Below are 18,001 nucleotides of genomic sequence, written 5' to 3' on the forward strand. Positions count from 1 at the left end.
CTTCAGGCGGCCACGGCGGTGGCGGCGCAGGGCTGGAGATCGGCCAGGCCCACCAGCGCGATGCCGTCGAGTCGTTTGCTCAGCACCTGGCAGACCTCGCCTTCGAACAGTTGCGCCATTTCGCGCCAGGCCACGGCCTGGCCGTCGGGAAACACCAGCTCGCCGTCGATGCGGCAGGGCAGGCGCTGCGCGGCCAGCAGATCGACCACGGCAGCGGCGGCGGCCACGTCCGGCACGGCGATACGCAGGTCGAGGTCGGAGCCTTCGCGCAGGTAACGCAGGCCGGTGAGGCATTGCCAGCCGTACGAACCATAGACCTGCACCGCGCCCGTGCCGTGCCCGAGCGCCTCGCCCAGGGCATGTTCGAGCGCCAGCGCCGCGCGGCGCCAGCGGTGGTGCGCCGCGGCTTCAGCCAGCCTTGGGAAGCGGCCGCTGTACGCCAGTTGCGCCGCGGGCAGCGCGAAGGCGAGCCGGCGCCTGTTCCACTGCAGCGGCGCCGGCAGGCCGAGCGCAATGAGGTCCCTGGCACGGCCCGGCGGCTGTCGGCTCACCACCAGCGGCAGGCGCTCGCCATGCCAATGGCCGACGATGGCCTGCGTGGTCGCGTCCTGCAAGGCCTGGGTGCGCAGTGCGTCCCAGCCGGCCGGCGTGGGCCAGACCAGGCTGTTGCGTTCGAGTTGCAACACGGCGCTCACCTGGGTCAGGCTTCGGCCACGCGTCGGGCCACATCGGCGGCCAACAACCGGCCGCCGCGGGAGGCGCCGTCGCGCGCGCGTTCGTCGGTGGTGGGTGTGTCGGCCAGCGCGGCGCGCAGGTGCGCGGCCAGGTCGCCACGCCACAGGGCGCGCACGCCGCCCATGGCCACGTAGTTCTCCACCCCGGGCGCGAACACCGGGTTGGCCTCGGCCAGTTGCGCGAGCCGGGACTCGTCGATCTTGGTCACGCGGGCCATGGCCGGCAGGCGCATCACGCGGATCTCGGCCTCGGGCAGGGCGTCGCAGGCGTCGGCGATCAGGCCCGAGGTGATGAAGCCGCCCGACAGCGCCTGGTCGTACACCAGGCCGAGCACGCGGTGGCCGCGCCGGCGCGCGAGTTCGATGCAAAGCCCCATGTGCGCCATGTAGCGGTTGATGCCGAGCAGTTCGTCGCGCCGGCGCAGGCGCTGGCCCTGGGTATCGACCAGCAGCAGGATGGCGCGGCCCGGGTGCGCGTGCACGGTGTCGAGCACGGCGCGGGCCTGGGCCAGGGCAAGCTCCACGCCGATGGCCGCGTGGCCGGTGGTGCCGACGATGGCGAGTGTTTCGCCATCGAGCTGCGCCGTGCCGCGCAGCAGTTCGCCTTCGCAAGTCACCTGGTGCCGATCGGCGAACAGGCGGTTCAGCAGTTCGGTCCAGATCATGGCCGGACTCCTTCTCGGGTTTGGGGTTTCAGGGCGCGGATCCGGGCGGCGTCGAGGTCGACCACGCGCTCGGCATCGGCCACGCCCAGCCGGCGCCAGATGTCGACGGCGTCAAAGCAGTCGCCGAAGTCCTGGATGCGCGCGGCCAGCATGGCGTGCTCCTGCTCCAGCGCCTCGAGCGTCAGCGGCCGGGCTGCCTGGAGCAGCCCCAGCGCCGCTTCGCGGAACGCGGCCACGTCGTCTTCGACCAGCACGTCGCAGTCGCCGATCAGGTAGCGGTGCTTGCCGCCGGTGGTGCGCCACACCAAGGCGCGGTCTTTCGAGTCGAATTCCTCCACGCCGTTGGAGGACTCGATGACTTCCGGCCCCGACATCGCCAGCCGCGCCGCATCGCTCATCACCACCTGGTCGGCGCAGCGGGCGATCAGGCCCATGCCGCCGAAGCAGCCATTGGCCCCGCCGATCAGCATCAGCGTCGGGATGCTGGCTTCGCGTGTGGCCAGCAGCGCGCGCATGACTTCGGAGACGGCGATCAGCCCGGCATTGGCCTCGTGCAGCCGCACGCCGCCCGATTCGGCGAGCACCAGCACGGCGGCTGGCCGGGTGCGCAGCGCGCGCTGGAACAGCCCGACGAGTTTGGCGCCATGCACCTCGCCCACGCCGCCGCCCATGAACTCGCCTTCTTGCGCGGCGATCAGCACCGGCTGGCCGCCGAGCAGACCCTCGCCCACGACCACGCCGTCGTCGAACGAGGACGGCACGCCGAGCTGGGCCAGGTGCGGGCTCATCACGCGTTCCGATGGGCCGAGGATCTCGGTGAACGAGCCCGCGTCGAGCAGCCGCGCCACGCGTTCGCGCGCGGTGGACTCGGCGAAGCTGTAGGTTGTTGTGCTCATGGCTTGGCGCTCCGCAATTGGGCCACGGCCTGGTCGAGCCGCAGGTTGACGACGGCGGGCGTGGCGCCCATGTCGTTGATGGAGATGGCCACGCCGGCCAGGCCGTGGCGCGTGTGGAAGTCTTCGGCCACCGCGCGCCAGATCGGGTCGAAGCCGCGCGCCGAGGTGCTGACGTCGATGCGGCATTCGGCGTCTGGCGATGGTTCGATCAGGACTTCGAGGTTGCCCGAGCCGACCACGCCGACCAGCACCGGCGCGAACCGGCCGGCCGGCCGCGTGCCGGTGAAGGAGAAATGGAGGGCTTCGAGCCCAGCGGGAATGCTCATGGTGTTGGCCTTCTCTGTTCTTGGGATTACCAGTTCCGGAAGCGCTTGGGCGGCTGGTACAGCCCGCCCGAGGCCCGCACCAGGTCGCGCATGGAACGCGCGGCCAGCAGGTTGCGCGTGGCGTCGCGCTGGTCGATGCCCAGGTCCTCGGCACGACGGATCACGCCGCGGTCGCGCAGGTTCTCCACCATGCGCTTGTCTCGGCCCAGGCCGATGGGGGTGTAGCCGGCCACGCCGCGGATCGCCTGCTCGCGCTCCTCGTCGCTCCTGCACAGCAGCAGGTTGGCGATGCCTTCCTCGGTGAGGATGTGGGTCACGTCGTCGCCGTAGATCATCACCGGCGGGATGGCCATGCCGGCCTGCTCGGCGAGCTGCCAGGCGTCGAGCTTTTCCACGAAAGCCGGCTGCATGTGCTCGCGGAAGGTTTCCACGATCTGCACCACCAGCTTCTGTCCGCGCGGCATGGCGGACACGCCGCCGCGGCCCTCGCGCGCCTGCGCGCCGGCCTTGAGCCAGGCGGGCGAGGCATGCCGGCGGCCGCGCGCGTCGGCCCCCATGTTGGGTGCGCCGCCGAAGCCGGAGATGCGGCCCAGTGTGGCGGTGGAGCTGTGGCCGTTCAGGTCGATCTGCAGCGTGCTGCCGATGAACATGTCGCAGGCGTAGTGGCCGGCGGCCTGGCAGAACGCGCGGTTGCTGCGCATGCTGCCGTCGGGCCCGGTGAAGAACACGTCGGAGCGCGCGCGGATGTAGTCCTCCATGCCGAGCTCCGAGCCGAAGGAGTGCACGCTCTTCACCCAGCCGGCCTCGATGGCGGGGATCAGCGCCGGATGCGGGTTCAGCGCCCAGTGGCTGCCGATCTTGCCCTTGAGCCCCAGCGAGTCGCCGTAGGTGGGCAGCAGCAGTTCGATGGCCGCGGTGTCGAAGCCGATGCCGTGGTTGAGCCGCTGCACGCCGTATTCGCCGTAGATGCCCTTGATCGCCATCATGCCCATCAGCACCTGGATCTCGCTGATCTGCGCCGGGTCGCGGGTAAACAACGGCTCGATGAAGTTGGGCTTGGGTGCGAGCACCACGTAGTCCACCCAGTCGCCCGGGATGTCCACGCGCGGCACCGCGTCCACCAGTTCGTTCACCTGGGCGATGACGATGCCGCCGCGAAAGGCCGTGGCCTCGACGATGGCCGGCGTGTCCTCGGTGTTGGGCCCGGTGTAGAGGTTGCCCTGGGCGTCGGCCGACTGCGCGCAGACCAGTGCGATGCGCGGCGTGAGGTCGACGAAGTAACGCGCGAACAGCTCCAGGTAGGTGTGGATCGCGCCGATGCGGATCTGCCCCGCCGAGACCATCTTGGCCAGCCGCCCGGCCTGCTGGCCGGAGAACGAGAAGTCGAGCAGCGAGGCGATGCCGTTCTCGAACAGGTCCAGGTGCTCCGGCAGGGCCAGCACCGACTGCACCATGTGCAGGTCGTGCACGCGGGCCGGGTCGAGCTGGGTCAGCGCGCGGGCCAGGAAGTCGGCCTGCTTCTGGTTGTTGCCTTCCAGGCAGACGCGGTCGCCGGGCTCGATCACCGCGTGCAGCAGCGTGGCGATGGCCTCGGCCAGCACGGTCTTGCCCTGGCGCTGCGCGCCGAGCGCCTCGGCCGCGCGCGCCTGCCGCGCCCGGCGGTTGGTCTGTTGGGTGTTCCAGTTCATGTGTTCCATAGATGTCCTCAGCCGACGATGGCCTTGGTGGCGAAGAAGAGCAGGGAGGGCCCGAGCAGGCAGCCCAGTCCGGTGTGGAAGGTGGCCACCAGCGCGCCGTAGGGCACGAGCTTGCGGTCGGTGGCGGCCAGGCCGGCCGAGACCCCACTCACCGTGCCGGCCAGCCCGCCGAAGACCATCGCCGAGCGCGGTGTCTTCAGCCGCAGGAAGCGCGCGGCCACCGGCGTGCCGACCATCACGATGATGGCCTTGACCAGGCCGGTGGCGATGCTCAGCGCCATCACGTCGGGGCTGGCGCCGATGGCCGCGCCCGTGACCGGGCCGACGATGTAGGTCACCGCGCCGGCGCCGATGGTGGTCATGCTCACCGCGTCGGAATAGCCGAAACTCCAGGCGATGGCTGCGCCGACGATGAACGGCAGCACCGTGCCCAGCAGCAGCGCCACCACACCGATCAGGCCGGCCTTGCGCGCTTCCAGCGGCTGCACCTCGAAGGCCGTGGCCACGATGGCGAAGTCGCGCAGCATGGCGCCGCCCATCAGACCGATGCCGCCGAACAGCGACATGTCGGCCAGCCCTTTGTGGCCACCGGTCTGCTTGCCGCCCCAGTAGGCCAGCGCCAGGCCGATGACGATGGCGATGGCCGAGCCGTGCACGCGGCCGTAGGTGAGGCGCTTGGAGATCTGGCCCGACAGCAGCACGATCAGGCCGACCACGGCGAAGGCCGTCACCAGGCCGTTTTGCAGCGCGGCTTTTTCAAGGATTTCGAGCATGGTGTCACTCCTCGGCGGCCACGAGCGGGTTGTTCAGCCGGGCTTCGGCCTCGTCGTCGGGCGAGAGTTTTTCGCCGCGGTTGATGGCCGCGATCACCACCGCGCAGACCGCTACCGCCGCGATGGCCGAGAGCACCGCCACCGGGCCACCTCGCAGCGCCGAGACCATGTCCTGCTGCGCCGCCATCGCCACCACCACCGGGATGTACATGGCGCCCCAGTATTCGACGCCGAGCTCGGTGAGCTTGGGCAGTTTGTCGTGCTTGAGCATGTAGAGCCGCGCCAGCATCAGCAGCAGCATGGCGATGCCCACCCCGCCGACGTTGGTCTTGACGCCCATCGCCTGCCCGAGCAGGTCGCCGATGAAGATGCCCAGCAGGTGGCAGGCGGCCAGCAGCGCTGTCCCGTAGATGATCATGGTGTGTCTCCGTCCGTTGTAGTGAATAAAGGGGAAATCCCTTGAGACGCATGGTAGGAAACGGGCGACGAAGGATCAATTAACCCCGAGCGGCGAAGTTTTCACTGGGTGTAACGGTTGCGGGCCGCGGATGCCTCGCCCGTTTGCGCCGAGCCCGTCGAGGTGCCTGTTCACCGCGAGCTGGGGCGCTTCGACGCGCTCGGCCCGGACGCAGGCTCCATGGCGGCACGCGTGTCAGGCCAGCTCGGCCTTCGCCCCCCGGCAGACGGCCAGCAGGCTCAACAGGTTGGGGTCGCGCTCGCGCGTGTGCAGGAAGTTGAGTGCGATGGTCTGCCGCATCAGGTATTTGGCCTGCAGCGGAATCAGCCGCACCTTTTGTGGAAACACATCGCGCACCCGGCCCGGCAGCAGGGTGCAGCCCAGGCCGTTGCACACCAGGTTCATCAGCGAGAAGATGTCGCCGGTGCGCATCACCACATTCGGCTCGAAACCGGCGATGCGGAACGATTCCAGGAAGCCGTTGTACGTGGCGAAGCCTTCGGTCAGGCTCACGAAGCGTTCGTCGGCGCAGCGGCTGAGGTCGACCTCGGTGAGCGCGTCGTAGCGCGAGCCCACCGGCGCGGCGAAATGGATGTCGTCCTCGAACAGCGGCTCGGATTCGATGTCGGGGGCCGCGGGCGGAATGGCCATCAGCGCGGCGTCGATCGCACCGTCGCGCAGCTTCTGCAGCAGGTCGGCGTTCGAGCCCAGCACCAGCTCGGCCTGCAGCTCGGCCTTGCGCAGCTTCAGCGCCATGATCACCTTCGGCACGGTCTTGACGGTCAGCGAATACAGCGAGCCGATGCGGATGCGATCGGCCGAGTAGCCAGCGACGTGGCGGGTGCTGCGGATGCCTTCGTTCATGCGCTGCAGCACGTCGCGCGCCACGTCGGCCAGTGCTCGCGCGGCCTCGGTCGGGTGCAGGTTGCGACCTTCCAGGCGAAACAGCGTGCAGCGCACGCCGACCTCCAGCGAATGCAGCGCGCGGTGCACGCTGACGGTGCTCACCTCGAGCAGTTCGGCCGCCCGCGTGAGGTTGCCGGTCTCCATGAAGGCCAGCAGCACTTCGAGCTTGCGGAAGGTGATTTCTTCGTCGATGCGGGGGGACGACATGGCTGGGCTCGGCACAGGTGGTGGAAGTGCCGATGGTAGTGCGTGGCTGGTGCGGCACCTACAGTGTCTAACCCAGGGCCGCTCACACTTGTCCTTCATTGTCACGGCAGGCCTCAAGCGCAACATTCAGGACGGAATCGTCAGCGCGGCGACGAGATGATCGATCAGAGCGCGTACCTTGGGAGTGGTGTAGCGGGACGCGGAAAACAGCAGGTACGCCATGCCCTGGTAATTGGTATCGAAAGCCCAATCGGGCAGCAAACGGACCACCCGCCCAGCCGCCAGCGCATCGCGCGCCACAAAATCCGGCACGCAGCCCACACCCAGACTTGCCTCGACCGCCGCCAGACGCATCTCGCTGTGATTCAAGCTGTAGCGGCCGACCACCGCCACTTCCACCTCGTCGTTGCCGCGCACAAAGCGCCAGCGGCTGTCAAGCGCCTGCTCGCCGATCGACAGGCAACTGTGGGCCATCAGATCCTCGGGAATGCGAATGCTCTCATTCGATGCCAGATAGGACGGGCTGGCCAGCACCAGTTGGCGCACAGGCATCAAGGCGCGAGCCACCATGCCGTGCGGCGGGTCATCGGTCAGACGGATGACGAGGTCGAAACCTTCGCGCAAGGGGTCTACCGGTCGATCAGCCACGAGAAGATGCACATCCACGTCGGGATAATGTTGCAGAAACGACAGCAAGGGTTGCTGAAGGACGTGGCGCGAAAACGCCTTGGGCGCGCTGACGCGGACCAGGCCCTTGGGCTTGTCCACATGTCCCTCAGCCACTTGCATGCTTGCCTGTGCCGCAGCCACCATTTCGCGCCCGCGTTCCAGCACTGCCAGACCGGCCTCGGTCAGGCGCAACTGCCGGGTCGTACGTTGCATGAGCGAAACGCCCATGGCTCTTTCCAACCGCGCGACCTGCCGACTGATGGCAGACGGCGTCAGCCCATGCCGACGCGCAGCCGCCGAGAAACTACCGGCCTCCGCGACGCGGACGAACGCCACCAGTTCGTGCATCACGTCCAAGAAGTCATCTGTTCTCATGGTGCACAGCTCCTGTTCTGTCGTCGAGTCTAGTCAATGCCGAGAGCGAAGCGAACAATTCGCATGCCAACAACATTCAGGAGGAGAGGGCATGTCAACACGCAGGATTCGCAGCTGCGGAGACCTTGACGCCATGCAAGGTCAGGTCGACCATGTACTCACGCTGTTCAGTGGCGGCCTTGATAGCAGCGATGTGCTCGAGGAGCTGTCGCAGCGAAAGTTGCGCATCACCGCGCTCTCGGTGGACGCGGAACTGCTTCGCGAGAAGGGGGCGCTGGAGCAGCTATGGACCCGCGAGGCGGTTGAAGGTCGCTATATGGGTGACGGTGGGACCTACCGGCTGCGCCGCTATGGAGCGTTTGATTCGCGGCCTGGATCAGTCTGCCAACAGTTGCCGCATGGCCCCTACGAGCAGCCCAAGTACATCAACAGCCAGGACGTCCTGGTGATCGCGTCTACCAAGGTGCTTGCATGAATACACCGTCCATCGCAGCGGACTCGAAGGGACCGGTCAAAACGGGTGGTCGGTCCGGGCCGTTGCTCGGCCCGGTCGAATGGCTGCTGCTTCTGGTGGCCGCGATCTGGGGAGGAAGCTACAGCGCGGCCAAGGTCGCGACTGAGCAGATGCCCGTGCTGCAGTTTCTGGTGCTGCGCTTTGGCCTGACTTTCTTGGTTCTGCTGCCCGCTTTGCGCGGGCTTGCTGTGGCTTCATGGCCTGCGGCGCTGACTGGGGCGTTGATACTGGGCATCAACTTGCTGGCCATTTTCGTCTGCGAGACTTTCGGTGTGTCATTGACCACCGCTTCCAATGCGGCATTTCTGATCAGCCTCTGCGTCGCCTTCACACCGCTGTGCGAGTGGTGGTTGCTCAAGACAAAGCCCGGTGGAACGGTTCTGGCGGGAGCGGGACTTTCGTTGCTGGGAGCAGGACTTCTGGCGTTTCAGCACGGCGGGTCAGCCAGTCTGGCCTGGGGAGACGGCCTAATGGTGCTTGCGGCCTTCTTGCGCGGCATCATGGTCTGCCTGACTCGTCGCCATGGTCAACGACACGGCCTGCCCGCGCTGACTGTGACGGCAGTACAGATGGGCGTGATGGCGCTGGGTTCGATCATCCTGATGCTGGCCGTGCACGGCACCGCGTGGCCACCGCTGCCGAGCAGTACATCGTTCTGGTCGGCCATGGCCTTCCTGGTCCTGTTGTGCACGTTGTTTGCATTCTTCGCGCAGAACTATGCGGCATCGCGCATCAGCCCCTCCCGCGTGGCCTTGTTGATGGGCAGCGAACCGATGTGGGGCGCACTGATCGCCGTTCTCTGGATGGGCGAGCAGATGGCCTTGCAGGGCTGGATCGGTGGCTTGTTGATCGTTGCGTCGGCATGGTGGGTCACACGCCAAGGAAAAAAGATCGTCGTTTGATTTCTCGGGTGGTGCGTGTTACCGCATCTCCAACTTCGGAAAACGTGCATGACCTTCGTGAACCAGCCACGGCAGGCCTCCGCGACCCGTGGCGGGCTTCTTCTTCAGGTGGCGTTTCTCTTCCGCGCTGCTTCGCTCCTGGGGATGAACATGCTGCGTATTCAAGCTATCAGCGGATGGCAGTGCTCATTTGGAGCACGTCGGTGCCAAGACCGGCTAGGGCAAGGGGCTACGGTGGTGGTCGGCTCAGCTTGTGGCCCTTTTCACGTAGGGGGCGACGTGGGCGCTCCGGTCGTGTGTGGATCGGTGCCAGGCGTGGAGGCCGGCGGTATCCATTTGGGCTCGATGGGAGCGGTCGGCGGGGGCGCCGCGGGTGCCGCCGTATATTTCTGCGCCGCTGCCTGAGCCTTGGCCTGCATCTCGCGTGCCCTGGCCGTCGCGGCGGCGATGCGTTCGTCCATCAAAGCTTGTTCCGACACGAGATCGAGGCCGTCGATGGCGCGCAGGTACACCGAACTCGCGCCGCGCAGGTAGACCATGCCCGGCAGCGTGAAGGCCACGGCGAACAGCAAGGCGCCGCCGATGGCAGCGGCCAGCGCATGGCCGCTGCCGGCCATCACCACGCCGGCCAGGCCCATGCCGCTCATGGCCGGCAAGACGCCCGGCATGCCGCCGAGGATCGGCACCGAGACCACGGCGGTGGCAGCCACGCCGGTGAACACGATGGCGCCGATCAACAGGCCGACCATGCCGGCCATGAAGGACACGGCCAGCATCAGCACCAGCACCATCACCAGGCGCTCGCGCACGATCACCAGCAACTGGCTGATGCAGGCCATGATGCCCGCGCCGCCCCAGATGGCCGGGGCAGACAGCGGGAAGATCACCGTGGGCACCGCGAACATCGCCGTGCCGGCCACGACCACCGACACCGGGAACACCACGGTGTAGAGCACCGGCCCGATGAAGGGGAGCTTGCAGATGAACAGCACCACCGCCAGTGCGACGAAGCCCGCGAGGTACAGCGCGCCGAGCAGCAGGAACACCAGGATCAGCCGGTGCGAGGTCGCCACCGAGGCCGCGACGGCTTCCATCGCATGCCGGGACTCGCCGCCGCGCGCTTCGTCCATCATCATCATGCCCACGGCATTGGCGCCGTAGAAGAAGATGACGTAGGCCAGCAGCACGAAAGGGCTGGCGAGGAAATAGCTGAACTGCCCCACGAGCCCAGCGACCGAGACCACCAGGGCCATGCAGAGAAAGGTGGTCAGCAACAGGCCGACGGCGCGCCAGTTGCGGATGGCGTCGATGCTGTCGAGCAGCGTGCCGCTGTTCCTGAGCTGGTGGGAAAGCATTCAAGTCACTCCTGGTGTTCTGTTCTGAGGTGTCGTGGATCAATTGCGCAGATCTCGTTGCGCCCTGCGGCGCTCCTCCATCTCGTGCAACTGTTCGCATTGTGCAAGCCGGGCGAACCGGGGCCGCTGGCACTGTTCGGAGAGGCAGGCGGCCTTGCCAAGAAAACTGCGGCCGCTGCAGGCCTCTTCCGGGCTCGCTGGGCCGGTGGGCTGCGGCTTGGGCGGCTCGGGTGTGGGTGCCACGGGGCTGGCCGCAGGTGGGGGAGGCGGCGGCGATGGGGCGGGCTCGGCCACCGGTGGTTGTGACGCCGGCTTGGCGATGGCCTTTGCGGTGGTTTTCGGCGGCTTGGGAGCGGCGACTGCGCGCGGGGCGGCCGAAGCGGCCGTCACTGCCGGTGGTACGCTGACAACGGGCGGTGTCGGCGGTGTCGGCAGGGCGGCAGGCGCCGAAGGTGTAGACGGCTCGGACGGGTTCAAGGGTGCCGTCGATGGCGGTGGCGTCGCTTCTGGCGCGGGCACGGCCACCGGCTCCGCGTCGGATGCCGGCGCGACAGCAGGCGCCGACGGTACGGCCGGGAGGCTTGGCGCGTCAGCGGCTGGTGCCGGGGACGTTTCGGCTTGGCCACGGTGCGACCACCACCAGTAGCCGCTACCGGCGATCAGCAGGATGACCAATGCGGCGATCAGCCATGCTGCGCTCTTGGATTCCCTTGTAGCGGGTTGCTCGGCGCCAGGTGACGGTAACGGCGGTGGCGCCATGGCAGGTGACGGGGCCGGGGCGTCGATCACCCCGGGTTGCGGCGAAACTGGAGCTGGAGCTGGAGCTGGAGCTGGAGCTGGTGCAGGCACAGGCACAGGCACAGGCACAGGTGCAGGCACAGGTGCAGGTGCAGGTGCAGGTGCAGGCTCCGGCTCAGGTGCAGGGGCTGGCTTCGGTGTCGGCGTCGTTTTGGCCACGGCCTCTTCCAGGTTCGCGGGTCTCGAACTGCGTTCGATCGCCGCCTGCAAGGTCGACATCGGATCGCCGCCGTCTTTCTCCTTCGGCGCGATGGCACCGTACACCGCGGGCGAAACCACGCTGGTGGAGCGGCCGGCTGCGCCTGTCACGGCGGGCAGCGGCGCATAGCACTGCGCGCAGCGCGTCGCGCCATCGCGGTTTTCCGCGCTGCATCGCGGGCAGGTGACAGCCATGGGTTCCCTCGCTAGATAGATGAGTGGCCCGGCGTTCTTGGAGTCGGAGTCGCCTGGGCATTGTTTGAGACGATGCTAGCAAACTTCATGCGGGTATACCGTTTCAATGCAGTTGCAAACACCGGCGCGCCAGCGGGTTGTCGCGAGGCCGTTGCAAGGCAGCATCGATAATGCGCCACATGGAACTCATCACGCATCTCATCGACTTCATCCTGCACGTCGACCGCTACCTCGAAGCCTTCGTCACCAATTACGGGCCGTGGGTCTACGCCTTGCTTTTCGTGATCATCTTTGTGGAGACGGGCGTGGTGGTGATGCCGTTCCTGCCGGGTGACTCGCTGATCTTCGTGGTCGGTGCCCTGTGCGGCGTGGGGCTGATGAGTTTTCCGGTCGCCTGCGCGGTGCTGCTGCTGGCCGCCATCCTCGGTGACCAGAGCAACTACATGATCGGGCGGCACTTTGGCCCGAAGGTGTTCCAGTGGGAGAACTCGCGCTTCTTCAACAAGCGCGCGTTCAACGAGGCCCATGCCTTCTACGAGAAATACGGCGCCTTCACCATCATCGCCGCGCGTTTCATGCCGTTCATCCGCACCTTCGCACCCTTCGTGGCCGGCGTGGCTGAAATGGATCGGAAGAAGTTCAGCGCTTTCAACATCGTCGGCGCGCTGATCTGGGTGTTCGGCATCGCGACGGCCGGCTTCTTCCTCGGCAGCGTGCCGTGGGTAAAACAAAACCTGGACAAGATCATCTGGGCGATGATCCTGGTTCCAGGTTTGATCGTCGTGTTCGGCGCGCTCAAGGCGCGTTACGCCAGGAAGGCCGAACCGACGTGAGCCGCATCCGGTGAATGCGGTCGGCGGCGAAACGCCGGGGGCTTAACGGCCGTCGCGGTTCTTGCCGGCTTCGTTGCCGATCAGCGCGCCCGCCGCGGCACCGCCGACGGTGCCGAGGGTGCTGCCGAACACGGCATTGCCCACCACGCCGCCTGCTACGGCACCGACGCCGGTACCGATCTGAGCGTTGCTCGGGTTGGAAGCGCAACCCGACAAAGCGATCATCGAAGCGGCCGCAGCGGCCAACAGGATTCTGGAATTCATAAGGGTCACCTCTAAGTCTTGTTGCAGACCGATTGGACTGGCCTGTGGGATTAATCTAAGGGGCCGGCGCCGCTGGCCTTGTAGGTCAACAACAGCCCCTGTTGTCGGCCCCGGTTGCAAACTGGCGTCTTGCCTGCGCCATCGGCGGGCCGATCACACGGTCCTGTTGCGCGCCAGCGGCGGGTTCTTGGCGAAGTAGCCGGTGATGCCGCGCATGATCGCATCGGCCAATTGCGTCTGGTAGGCGTCGCTTTTCAGCCGGGCCTCTTCCTCGGGGTTGCTGATGAAGGCGGTCTCGATCAGCACGCTCGGGATGTCGGGCGCCTTCAGCACCGCGAAGCCGGCCTGTTCCACGCGGGCCTTGTGCAGCTGGCCCACATGGCCGATCTCGCCCAGCAGGGCGCTGCCCAGCTTCAGGCTGTCGTTGATCTGCGCCGTGGTGCTCATGTCGAGCATCGCCGACTGCACCTGCGTGTCCTTCGACTGCACGTTGATGCCACCGATCAGGTCGGCGTTGTTTTCCTTGTTGGCCAGCCAGCGCGCCGCGCTGCTCGAGGCCGCCCCGTGGCTCAGTGCGAACACGCTCGCGCCGCGCGCCTGGGGCGTGATGAAGGCGTCGGCATGGATGCTGACGAACAGGTCGGCCTGCACGCGGCGCGATTTCTGCACGCGCACCTGCAGCGGCACGAAGAAATCGGCGTCGCGGGTGAGGAACGCCCGCATCGGGCTGCCGTTGATGACGGTGTTGTTGATGCGTTCGCGCAGCAGGTGCGCGACCTTGAGCACCACGTCCTTCTCGCGGGTGCCGCCGGGGCCGATGGCGCCCGGGTCCTCGCCACCATGGCCCGGATCGAGCGCGATGATGATCAGCCGGTCGGTGCGGCTGGCCGGCGAAGGGATGGCATCCCGCGCAGCCTTGGCGGCGGGCGATGGCGCAGGCGGCGCGATCGTGACCACGGCGCGGTCGGCCGGCGGCGTCATGGGGACCGGCGCAGGCACCGGATGGCCGGCCTTCTCGGCCTGCCGCGCAATGAGTTCGGCCAGCGGGTCGGCGGCGGGCGCAGGCGGGCCTGGTGGCGCGGAAGCCACCAGCGGCGTGTTGATCGAATTCGTGCTGCCCGGCGCCGGCGCGGGCGCCTTCATGCGCTCGGTGATCAGCGCCTCCAAAGGGTCCTCGGCCTGGGCGGGATACAGGTCGAACACCAGGCGGTGCTGGTAGGCGGCCACTGGCTGCAGCGTGAACACCTGCGGGGAGGCCGCGCGCTTGAGGTCGATCACCAGGCGCACCACGCCGGGGGCGTTCTGGCCGACGCGGATGCCGGCAATGTTCGGGTCGTCGGCCTGCACGCGGCCGACGAGGTCGCGCAGCGCCGGGTTCAGGTCGATGCCCTCGATGTCCACCGCCAGTCGCGGTGGGTTGGTGACGAACATCTGCTTGGCCACGAGGGCGGTGTCGGATTCGATGGTGACGCGGCTGTAGTCGGGCGCGGGCCACACGCGCACGGCGACGATGCTTGCCCCTCGGGCAATCTGCTGCAGGCCCAGCAGCAGGACCAGGGCGCCGCCGCGCAGGGCTTCGCGGCGCTTCATGGCTCGACCGCCCGCAACAGCGCCCGGCCGGTATCGCTGCCCGCGGTGAGCGTGGCTTGCCTGGCGGTGTCGCCGGTCGGCTCGATGGCGATGACCAGGTCGGGCGTGGGCAGCATGCCGCCGGCCTGCTCGGGCCATTCCGCGAGCTTGAGTCCGGGGCTGGCGAAGATGTCGCGAAAGCCCGCGTCTTCCCATTCGCGCGGATCGCTGAAGCGGTAGAAGTCGAAATGCCAGATGTTCAGGCCCGGCAACTCATGGGGTTCCACCACGGCGTAGGTCGGGCTCTTGATGCGGCCCCGCACCCCCAGTGCCCGCAGCAGGTGGCGTACCAGGGTGGTCTTTCCGGCGCCCAGCGTGCCCTGCAGCGAGATGAAGGCGTTGCGCAGTGCGGGCTGCGCGGCCAGGCCTTCGGCGAAGGCCTGGGTAGCGGATTCGTCGGGCCAGGACAGCCGCAACGGGTGACCGCCGGCGGCCTGTGGCCGCGCGCTTCCTACAATGGCCTGGTGATGTTTGACAGTGCTCAGAACGACGGTCTCCAATTGGTGTCTCAAATTCAGCTTTGGGCACGGGAGTTGGGATTTTCCCAAATCGGCGTGGCCCCGGTGGATTTGTCCTCCGCCGAAGCGGGGTTGAGTGCCTGGCTGGCCCAAGGGTTCCATGGCGAGATGGCCTATATGGCGACCCATGGCCTCAAACGCGCGCGGCCCGCCGAACTGGTACCGGGCACGGTCAGCGTGATCACCGCCCGCATGAATTATCTGCCGCGTGGCACGCCGCCGGACTGGCAGGCGCATGAATTCGCACGTTTGCAACGGCCGAGCGAGGGCATCGTGTCGGTGTATGCCAGGGGGCGTGATTACCACAAGGTGCTGCGCACGCGGCTGCAAAAGCTCGGCGAGCGCATCGCCGCGCACCTCGGGCCGATGGGCTTTCGGGCCTTTACCGATTCCGCGCCGGTGCTCGAAGCCGAGCTGGCCTCGCGCAGCGGCCAGGGCTGGCGCGGCAAACACACGCTGGTTCTGAGCCGCGACGCGGGCTCGATGTTCTTCCTCGGCGAGATCTATGTGGACATCGCACTGCCGCCGACTGCGCCAGTCAGCGACCATTGCGGCAGCTGCCAGGCCTGCATCGACGTGTGCCCGACCCAGGCCATCCTGGGGCCGCAGCGGCTCGATGCGCGGCGATGCATCTCCTACCTGACGATCGAACACCCCGGTGCGATCCCGCTGGAACTGAGGCCGCTGATCGGCAATCGCATCTACGGCTGCGATGACTGCCAGCTGGTGTGTCCTTGGAACAAGTTCGCCCAGCGTGCGGCGCTGCCCGATTTCGACGAGCGCCGGGGCCTGAGCGGCCAGCAACTCGGTGCGCTGTTCGCCTGGACGGAAGAGGAGTTTCTGCGCCTGACCGAGGGCAGTCCGATCCGCCGCATCGGCCACGAGCGCTGGCTGCGCAATGTGGCCGTGGCGCTAGGCAACGCATTGCGCATGGGCAACGGCGGCGATGGCCGCGCGGCATTGCAGGCCCGGGCCATGCACGAAAGCCCCATCGTGCGTGAGCACGTCGCCTGGGCCTTGCGCCAGGGTGCGGGGCAGATGGCCTAGCGCTGCATGCCGATTCAGGCCTGCTTTTGACCCCGGCGGCGCGATGCGGCCACGGCGGCAAGGCCCAGGCCCAGCAAGGCCAGGCTCGATGGCTCGGGCACGTTGACCGTGACCGGCGCGCTGGTGATCAACAGGTTGAAGGTGAACGCATTCGCCTGGCCTTCCACCGTGGTGAAGCCCAGGCAGTTGTCGGCAGCGCTGGCGGCTTCGCAAACAGCGTTGGGCAGCGGCGTCAAGGCATTGCTGGATTCAAAAAAGCTGGCGTAGTAGGTGTTGCCGTCGACCGTGAAAGCATTGTTCAACAGACCTTCGATCACGAAGATGTCGTTGCAGGGCGTGGGGCTGGCCGCAACACAGGGGGTTGTGTTCGGCGTTTCGAGGAAGTTGATGGCGTAGGACACCGTGACCGGGCCGTAGCTGACGCCTGTGACCGGCGAAATCGAAGTCAGGGTCAGTGTCGAATTGACCGTGGCCGTCTGCAAAGTGCCGAACGTGCCCGAGATGGCGTTGTTGTAGTGCGTGTAGGTATTGACGGCGCCTGCGGCACCGTTCGTCACCACGCTGCCCGTTGCCGGCGTGTTGGTGATGGTGATGCCGCTGCGGCTGGTGTCGCTGTTGCCGGTGTTGACGGGTGCCGGATTGGCGTTTGCCGCGCCCCAGGAAATCATGTCGCTGGAGACGTACTGGCTACCACCACTGGACGAGAAGGTGGGTGAACTCGTATCGAACCTGGCATTGACGGTGTATTGCCAGTCGGTGACCAGCGGACCGGCGGTGGCGGCCGTGCTGGCCAGGCCCAGGGCCGAAGCCATGGCGAGGAAGAAGAGTTTCATGGAAGTGGTTTTCATGGCGTTGCGCTTTCGGGAGGCCGGCCGACGGGCCGGGGATGCGGTACCGAAGCACCGGCTGGTGCCGCGGGTCAACCACAGGCGAGTGGTTGACTGTCCGCATACAGCGGGTTTTGTGCCAACGCCAATAAAACCAATCAAATCAATAGGTTAAATTATATTTTTTGTATTCAATACTGAAACTGTAAGAATTGTCGACGGTAAAAAAATCACATTATTTTTGTATTCAATTTATGTGATCAACCACAATGCGAAGGGCAAGCTCAGCATGCCGAGCAGCGTCGACAGGCTCACCAGGCCCGCCGTAAAGGCGCCGTCGTAACCCATCTTGGCTACCAGGACATAGCAGCTCGAGGCCGTTGGCAAGGCCGAGAACGCGAGCAATACCGTGCTTTGCACAGGGGACAGTGCGAACACCCGGGACAGCAGCAGCGCGACCAGCGGCAACAGAAAATGCCGGATCGCCAGCACAGCGGTCGCCAGGGCCTTGGCGCGCGCGAGCGGGCCGAATTGCATGCCGGCACCTGCGGCCATCAAACCCAGCGCCAGGGAAGCGGCGCCAATGCGGCCGACGGCCGGCTCCAGCCAGAATGGAATGCGCAGGCCCAACACGTTGGCCAGCAGCCCCGACGCGGTGGCCAGGATCAGCGGATTGCGCAGCAACTCGCGCGCGAACCCGCGCTGTGCGTGCCGCGCCATGGGCCAGATGGCTGCCACGTTGAAGATCGGCACGCAGACGCCGATCAGCACCGCGATCAACAGCAGGCCCGCCGGGCCGGCCAGCCGATCGGCCAGCGCCAGCGCGATGAAAGAATTGAATCGGAAGGCGACCTGCGCGCTGGCCGCGTGTTCGCGCCGGTCGATGTGCCGCCCAAGCCAGGGGAGGTGGGGGAGGGCGTAGGCCATGCCGATGCCGAGCAGGCCCAGCGCCACGCCCGCTGCGATCAGGCTCGAGGCCGCGCCGAGATCGAGCGGGCTCTTCACGATGGAGTGGAAGAGCAGTACAGGGAACAGGAAATAGTAGGTCAGGCTCTCGACCTGCAGCCACACAGTGCGGTTCAGCGCGGTGAAGCGGCACACCAGGTAGCCGCAAAGAATGAGGGAGAAATCGGGAAGAAGGAGTTGCGCATAGTTCACCTGCTTGAGAATACCAGCCGACGCCGCGCTTCCCGCACGGCCGCCCATGGGTAATCCA

At 66.9% G+C, this 18,001-nt stretch carries 20 protein-coding genes; 5 read left to right on the top strand and 15 right to left on the bottom strand.

Annotated features, from left to right (window positions below; all coding sequences use genetic code 11):
- Window positions 1-2: 2 nt before the first annotated feature.
- The 9 genes from mdcG to RD110_RS10470 form a co-directional block, all read right to left on the bottom strand.
- Window positions 3-686 (bottom strand): malonate decarboxylase holo-[acyl-carrier-protein] synthase, encoded by a 684-nt coding sequence (gene mdcG / locus RD110_RS10430; protein WP_157900126.1) that lies wholly within the window; start codon window positions 684-686, stop codon window positions 3-5.
- A gap of 14 nt (window positions 687-700) precedes the next feature.
- Window positions 701-1,399: a biotin-independent malonate decarboxylase subunit gamma gene (gene mdcE, locus RD110_RS10435; RefSeq protein WP_076199175.1), complete on the bottom strand. Its 699-nt coding sequence runs from the start codon at window positions 1,397-1,399 to the stop codon at window positions 701-703.
- Window positions 1,396-2,295: a biotin-independent malonate decarboxylase subunit beta gene (locus RD110_RS10440; RefSeq protein WP_076199177.1), complete on the bottom strand. Its 900-nt coding sequence runs from the start codon at window positions 2,293-2,295 to the stop codon at window positions 1,396-1,398. Before RD110_RS10440 ends, mdcE begins: the two co-directional genes overlap by 4 nt.
- A complete protein-coding gene (gene mdcC, locus RD110_RS10445) occupies window positions 2,292-2,621 on the bottom strand; it encodes a malonate decarboxylase acyl carrier protein (RefSeq protein WP_076199179.1) in 330 nt (109 codons plus the stop codon). Before mdcC ends, RD110_RS10440 begins: the two co-directional genes overlap by 4 nt.
- A gap of 26 nt (window positions 2,622-2,647) precedes the next feature.
- A complete protein-coding gene (gene mdcA, locus RD110_RS10450; RefSeq protein ID WP_076199181.1) occupies window positions 2,648-4,318 on the bottom strand; it encodes a malonate decarboxylase subunit alpha in 1,671 nt (556 codons plus the stop codon).
- 8 nt (window positions 4,319-4,326) lie between these two features.
- Complete coding sequence (madM, locus tag RD110_RS10455; RefSeq protein WP_076199183.1) at window positions 4,327-5,091, bottom strand: malonate transporter subunit MadM; 765 nt, start codon at window positions 5,089-5,091, stop codon at window positions 4,327-4,329.
- A 4-nt stretch (window positions 5,092-5,095) separates the two neighbouring features.
- Window positions 5,096-5,509: a malonate transporter subunit MadL gene (madL, locus tag RD110_RS10460; RefSeq protein WP_076199185.1), complete on the bottom strand. Its 414-nt coding sequence runs from the start codon at window positions 5,507-5,509 to the stop codon at window positions 5,096-5,098.
- Between the two features lie 234 nt (window positions 5,510-5,743).
- Window positions 5,744-6,661 (bottom strand): LysR family transcriptional regulator, encoded by a 918-nt coding sequence (locus tag RD110_RS10465; protein WP_076199187.1) that lies wholly within the window; start codon window positions 6,659-6,661, stop codon window positions 5,744-5,746.
- A 126-nt stretch (window positions 6,662-6,787) separates the two neighbouring features.
- The gene (locus RD110_RS10470) at window positions 6,788-7,705 is read right to left on the bottom strand and encodes a LysR family transcriptional regulator (RefSeq protein WP_076199189.1); all 918 of its coding nucleotides are present in this window, start codon (window positions 7,703-7,705) and stop codon (window positions 6,788-6,790) included.
- A 91-nt stretch (window positions 7,706-7,796) separates the two neighbouring features.
- Here RD110_RS10470 and RD110_RS10475 point away from each other — a divergent pair, with 91 nt between their 5' ends.
- Both RD110_RS10475 and RD110_RS10480 read left to right on the top strand, forming a co-directional pair.
- Entirely contained in the window at window positions 7,797-8,180 is a 384-nt protein-coding gene (locus tag RD110_RS10475; RefSeq protein ID WP_076199191.1) for a 2OG-Fe dioxygenase family protein, read from the top strand.
- Window positions 8,177-9,121, top strand: a complete 945-nt coding sequence (locus RD110_RS10480) for a DMT family transporter (protein ID WP_076199193.1) — start codon at window positions 8,177-8,179, stop codon at window positions 9,119-9,121. Before RD110_RS10475 ends, RD110_RS10480 begins: the two co-directional genes overlap by 4 nt.
- Before the next feature lie 263 nt (window positions 9,122-9,384).
- Here the strand turns inward: RD110_RS10480 and RD110_RS10485 are convergent, their stop codons facing one another.
- Window positions 9,385-10,476, bottom strand: coding sequence for a hypothetical protein (locus tag RD110_RS10485; RefSeq protein ID WP_076199195.1), 1,092 nt, complete (start codon window positions 10,474-10,476; stop codon window positions 9,385-9,387).
- Between the two features lie 949 nt (window positions 10,477-11,425).
- On the opposite strand from RD110_RS10485, the gene RD110_RS27870 reads away from it, so the two are divergent.
- Together RD110_RS27870 and RD110_RS10495 are read left to right on the top strand one after the other, a co-directional pair.
- Entirely contained in the window at window positions 11,426-11,602 is a 177-nt protein-coding gene (locus RD110_RS27870; RefSeq protein WP_157900127.1) for a hypothetical protein, read from the top strand.
- 244 nt (window positions 11,603-11,846) lie between these two features.
- Window positions 11,847-12,500 carry a VTT domain-containing protein gene (locus tag RD110_RS10495; RefSeq protein WP_076199199.1) on the top strand — a complete coding sequence of 218 codons (654 nt, stop codon included), beginning with the start codon at window positions 11,847-11,849 and terminating at the stop codon, window positions 12,498-12,500.
- Between the two features lie 42 nt (window positions 12,501-12,542).
- Here the strand turns inward: RD110_RS10495 and RD110_RS10500 are convergent, their stop codons facing one another.
- The 3 genes from RD110_RS10500 to tsaE all read right to left on the bottom strand — a co-directional run bounded on the left by RD110_RS10500 (window position 12,543) and on the right by tsaE (window position 14,878).
- Window positions 12,543-12,764, bottom strand: a complete 222-nt coding sequence (locus RD110_RS10500; RefSeq protein WP_076199201.1) for a glycine zipper 2TM domain-containing protein — start codon at window positions 12,762-12,764, stop codon at window positions 12,543-12,545.
- A gap of 153 nt (window positions 12,765-12,917) precedes the next feature.
- Window positions 12,918-14,354 carry an N-acetylmuramoyl-L-alanine amidase gene (locus tag RD110_RS10505; RefSeq protein WP_076199203.1) on the bottom strand — a complete coding sequence of 479 codons (1,437 nt, stop codon included), beginning with the start codon at window positions 14,352-14,354 and terminating at the stop codon, window positions 12,918-12,920.
- Entirely contained in the window at window positions 14,351-14,878 is a 528-nt protein-coding gene (gene tsaE / locus RD110_RS10510; protein ID WP_076204791.1) for a tRNA (adenosine(37)-N6)-threonylcarbamoyltransferase complex ATPase subunit type 1 TsaE, read from the bottom strand. The genes RD110_RS10505 and tsaE overlap by 4 nt, the downstream gene beginning before the upstream one ends.
- On the opposite strand from tsaE, the gene queG reads away from it, so the two are divergent.
- Window positions 14,861-15,958, top strand: a complete 1,098-nt coding sequence (gene queG / locus RD110_RS10515) for a tRNA epoxyqueuosine(34) reductase QueG (RefSeq protein WP_076204789.1) — start codon at window positions 14,861-14,863, stop codon at window positions 15,956-15,958. The two genes, tsaE and queG, sit on opposite strands and share 18 nt — an antisense overlap.
- Before the next feature lie 14 nt (window positions 15,959-15,972).
- Here the strand turns inward: queG and RD110_RS10520 are convergent, their stop codons facing one another.
- Both RD110_RS10520 and RD110_RS10525 read right to left on the bottom strand, forming a co-directional pair.
- Entirely contained in the window at window positions 15,973-16,806 is an 834-nt protein-coding gene (locus RD110_RS10520; protein ID WP_083686210.1) for a THxN family PEP-CTERM protein, read from the bottom strand.
- Window positions 16,807-17,037: 231 nt separating this feature from the next.
- Window positions 17,038-17,991, bottom strand: a complete 954-nt coding sequence (locus RD110_RS10525; RefSeq protein ID WP_204250050.1) for an AEC family transporter — start codon at window positions 17,989-17,991, stop codon at window positions 17,038-17,040.
- Window positions 17,992-18,001 lie beyond the last annotated feature (10 nt).

It is taken from the genome of Rhodoferax koreense (assembly GCF_001955695.1).
GTDB lineage: Bacteria > Pseudomonadota > Gammaproteobacteria > Burkholderiales > Burkholderiaceae_C > Rhodoferax_B > Rhodoferax_B koreensis.

Coding starts and splice junctions, on each gene's coding strand:
- RD110_RS10485 (WP_076199195.1), bottom strand. CDS start 10,476: ATGCTTTCCCACCAGCTCAGGAACAGCGGCACGCTGCTCGACAGCATC.
- RD110_RS10465 (WP_076199187.1), bottom strand. CDS start 6,661: ATGTCGTCCCCCCGCATCGACGAAGAAATCACCTTCCGCAAGCTCGAA.
- RD110_RS10505 (WP_076199203.1), bottom strand. CDS start 14,354: ATGAAGCGCCGCGAAGCCCTGCGCGGCGGCGCCCTGGTCCTGCTGCTG.
- queG (WP_076204789.1), top strand. CDS start 14,861: ATGTTTGACAGTGCTCAGAACGACGGTCTCCAATTGGTGTCTCAAATT.
- RD110_RS10470 (WP_076199189.1), bottom strand. CDS start 7,705: ATGAGAACAGATGACTTCTTGGACGTGATGCACGAACTGGTGGCGTTC.
- madM (WP_076199183.1), bottom strand. CDS start 5,091: ATGCTCGAAATCCTTGAAAAAGCCGCGCTGCAAAACGGCCTGGTGACG.
- madL (WP_076199185.1), bottom strand. CDS start 5,509: ATGATCATCTACGGGACAGCGCTGCTGGCCGCCTGCCACCTGCTGGGC.
- RD110_RS10495 (WP_076199199.1), top strand. CDS start 11,847: ATGGAACTCATCACGCATCTCATCGACTTCATCCTGCACGTCGACCGC.
- RD110_RS10480 (WP_076199193.1), top strand. CDS start 8,177: ATGAATACACCGTCCATCGCAGCGGACTCGAAGGGACCGGTCAAAACG.
- RD110_RS10520 (WP_083686210.1), bottom strand. CDS start 16,806: ATGAAAACCACTTCCATGAAACTCTTCTTCCTCGCCATGGCTTCGGCC.
- mdcE (WP_076199175.1), bottom strand. CDS start 1,399: ATGATCTGGACCGAACTGCTGAACCGCCTGTTCGCCGATCGGCACCAG.
- mdcA (WP_076199181.1), bottom strand. CDS start 4,318: ATGGAACACATGAACTGGAACACCCAACAGACCAACCGCCGGGCGCGG.
- RD110_RS10525 (WP_204250050.1), bottom strand. CDS start 17,991: ATGGGCGGCCGTGCGGGAAGCGCGGCGTCGGCTGGTATTCTCAAGCAG.
- mdcC (WP_076199179.1), bottom strand. CDS start 2,621: ATGAGCATTCCCGCTGGGCTCGAAGCCCTCCATTTCTCCTTCACCGGC.
- RD110_RS10440 (WP_076199177.1), bottom strand. CDS start 2,295: ATGAGCACAACAACCTACAGCTTCGCCGAGTCCACCGCGCGCGAACGC.
- RD110_RS10475 (WP_076199191.1), top strand. CDS start 7,797: ATGTCAACACGCAGGATTCGCAGCTGCGGAGACCTTGACGCCATGCAA.
- RD110_RS10500 (WP_076199201.1), bottom strand. CDS start 12,764: ATGAATTCCAGAATCCTGTTGGCCGCTGCGGCCGCTTCGATGATCGCT.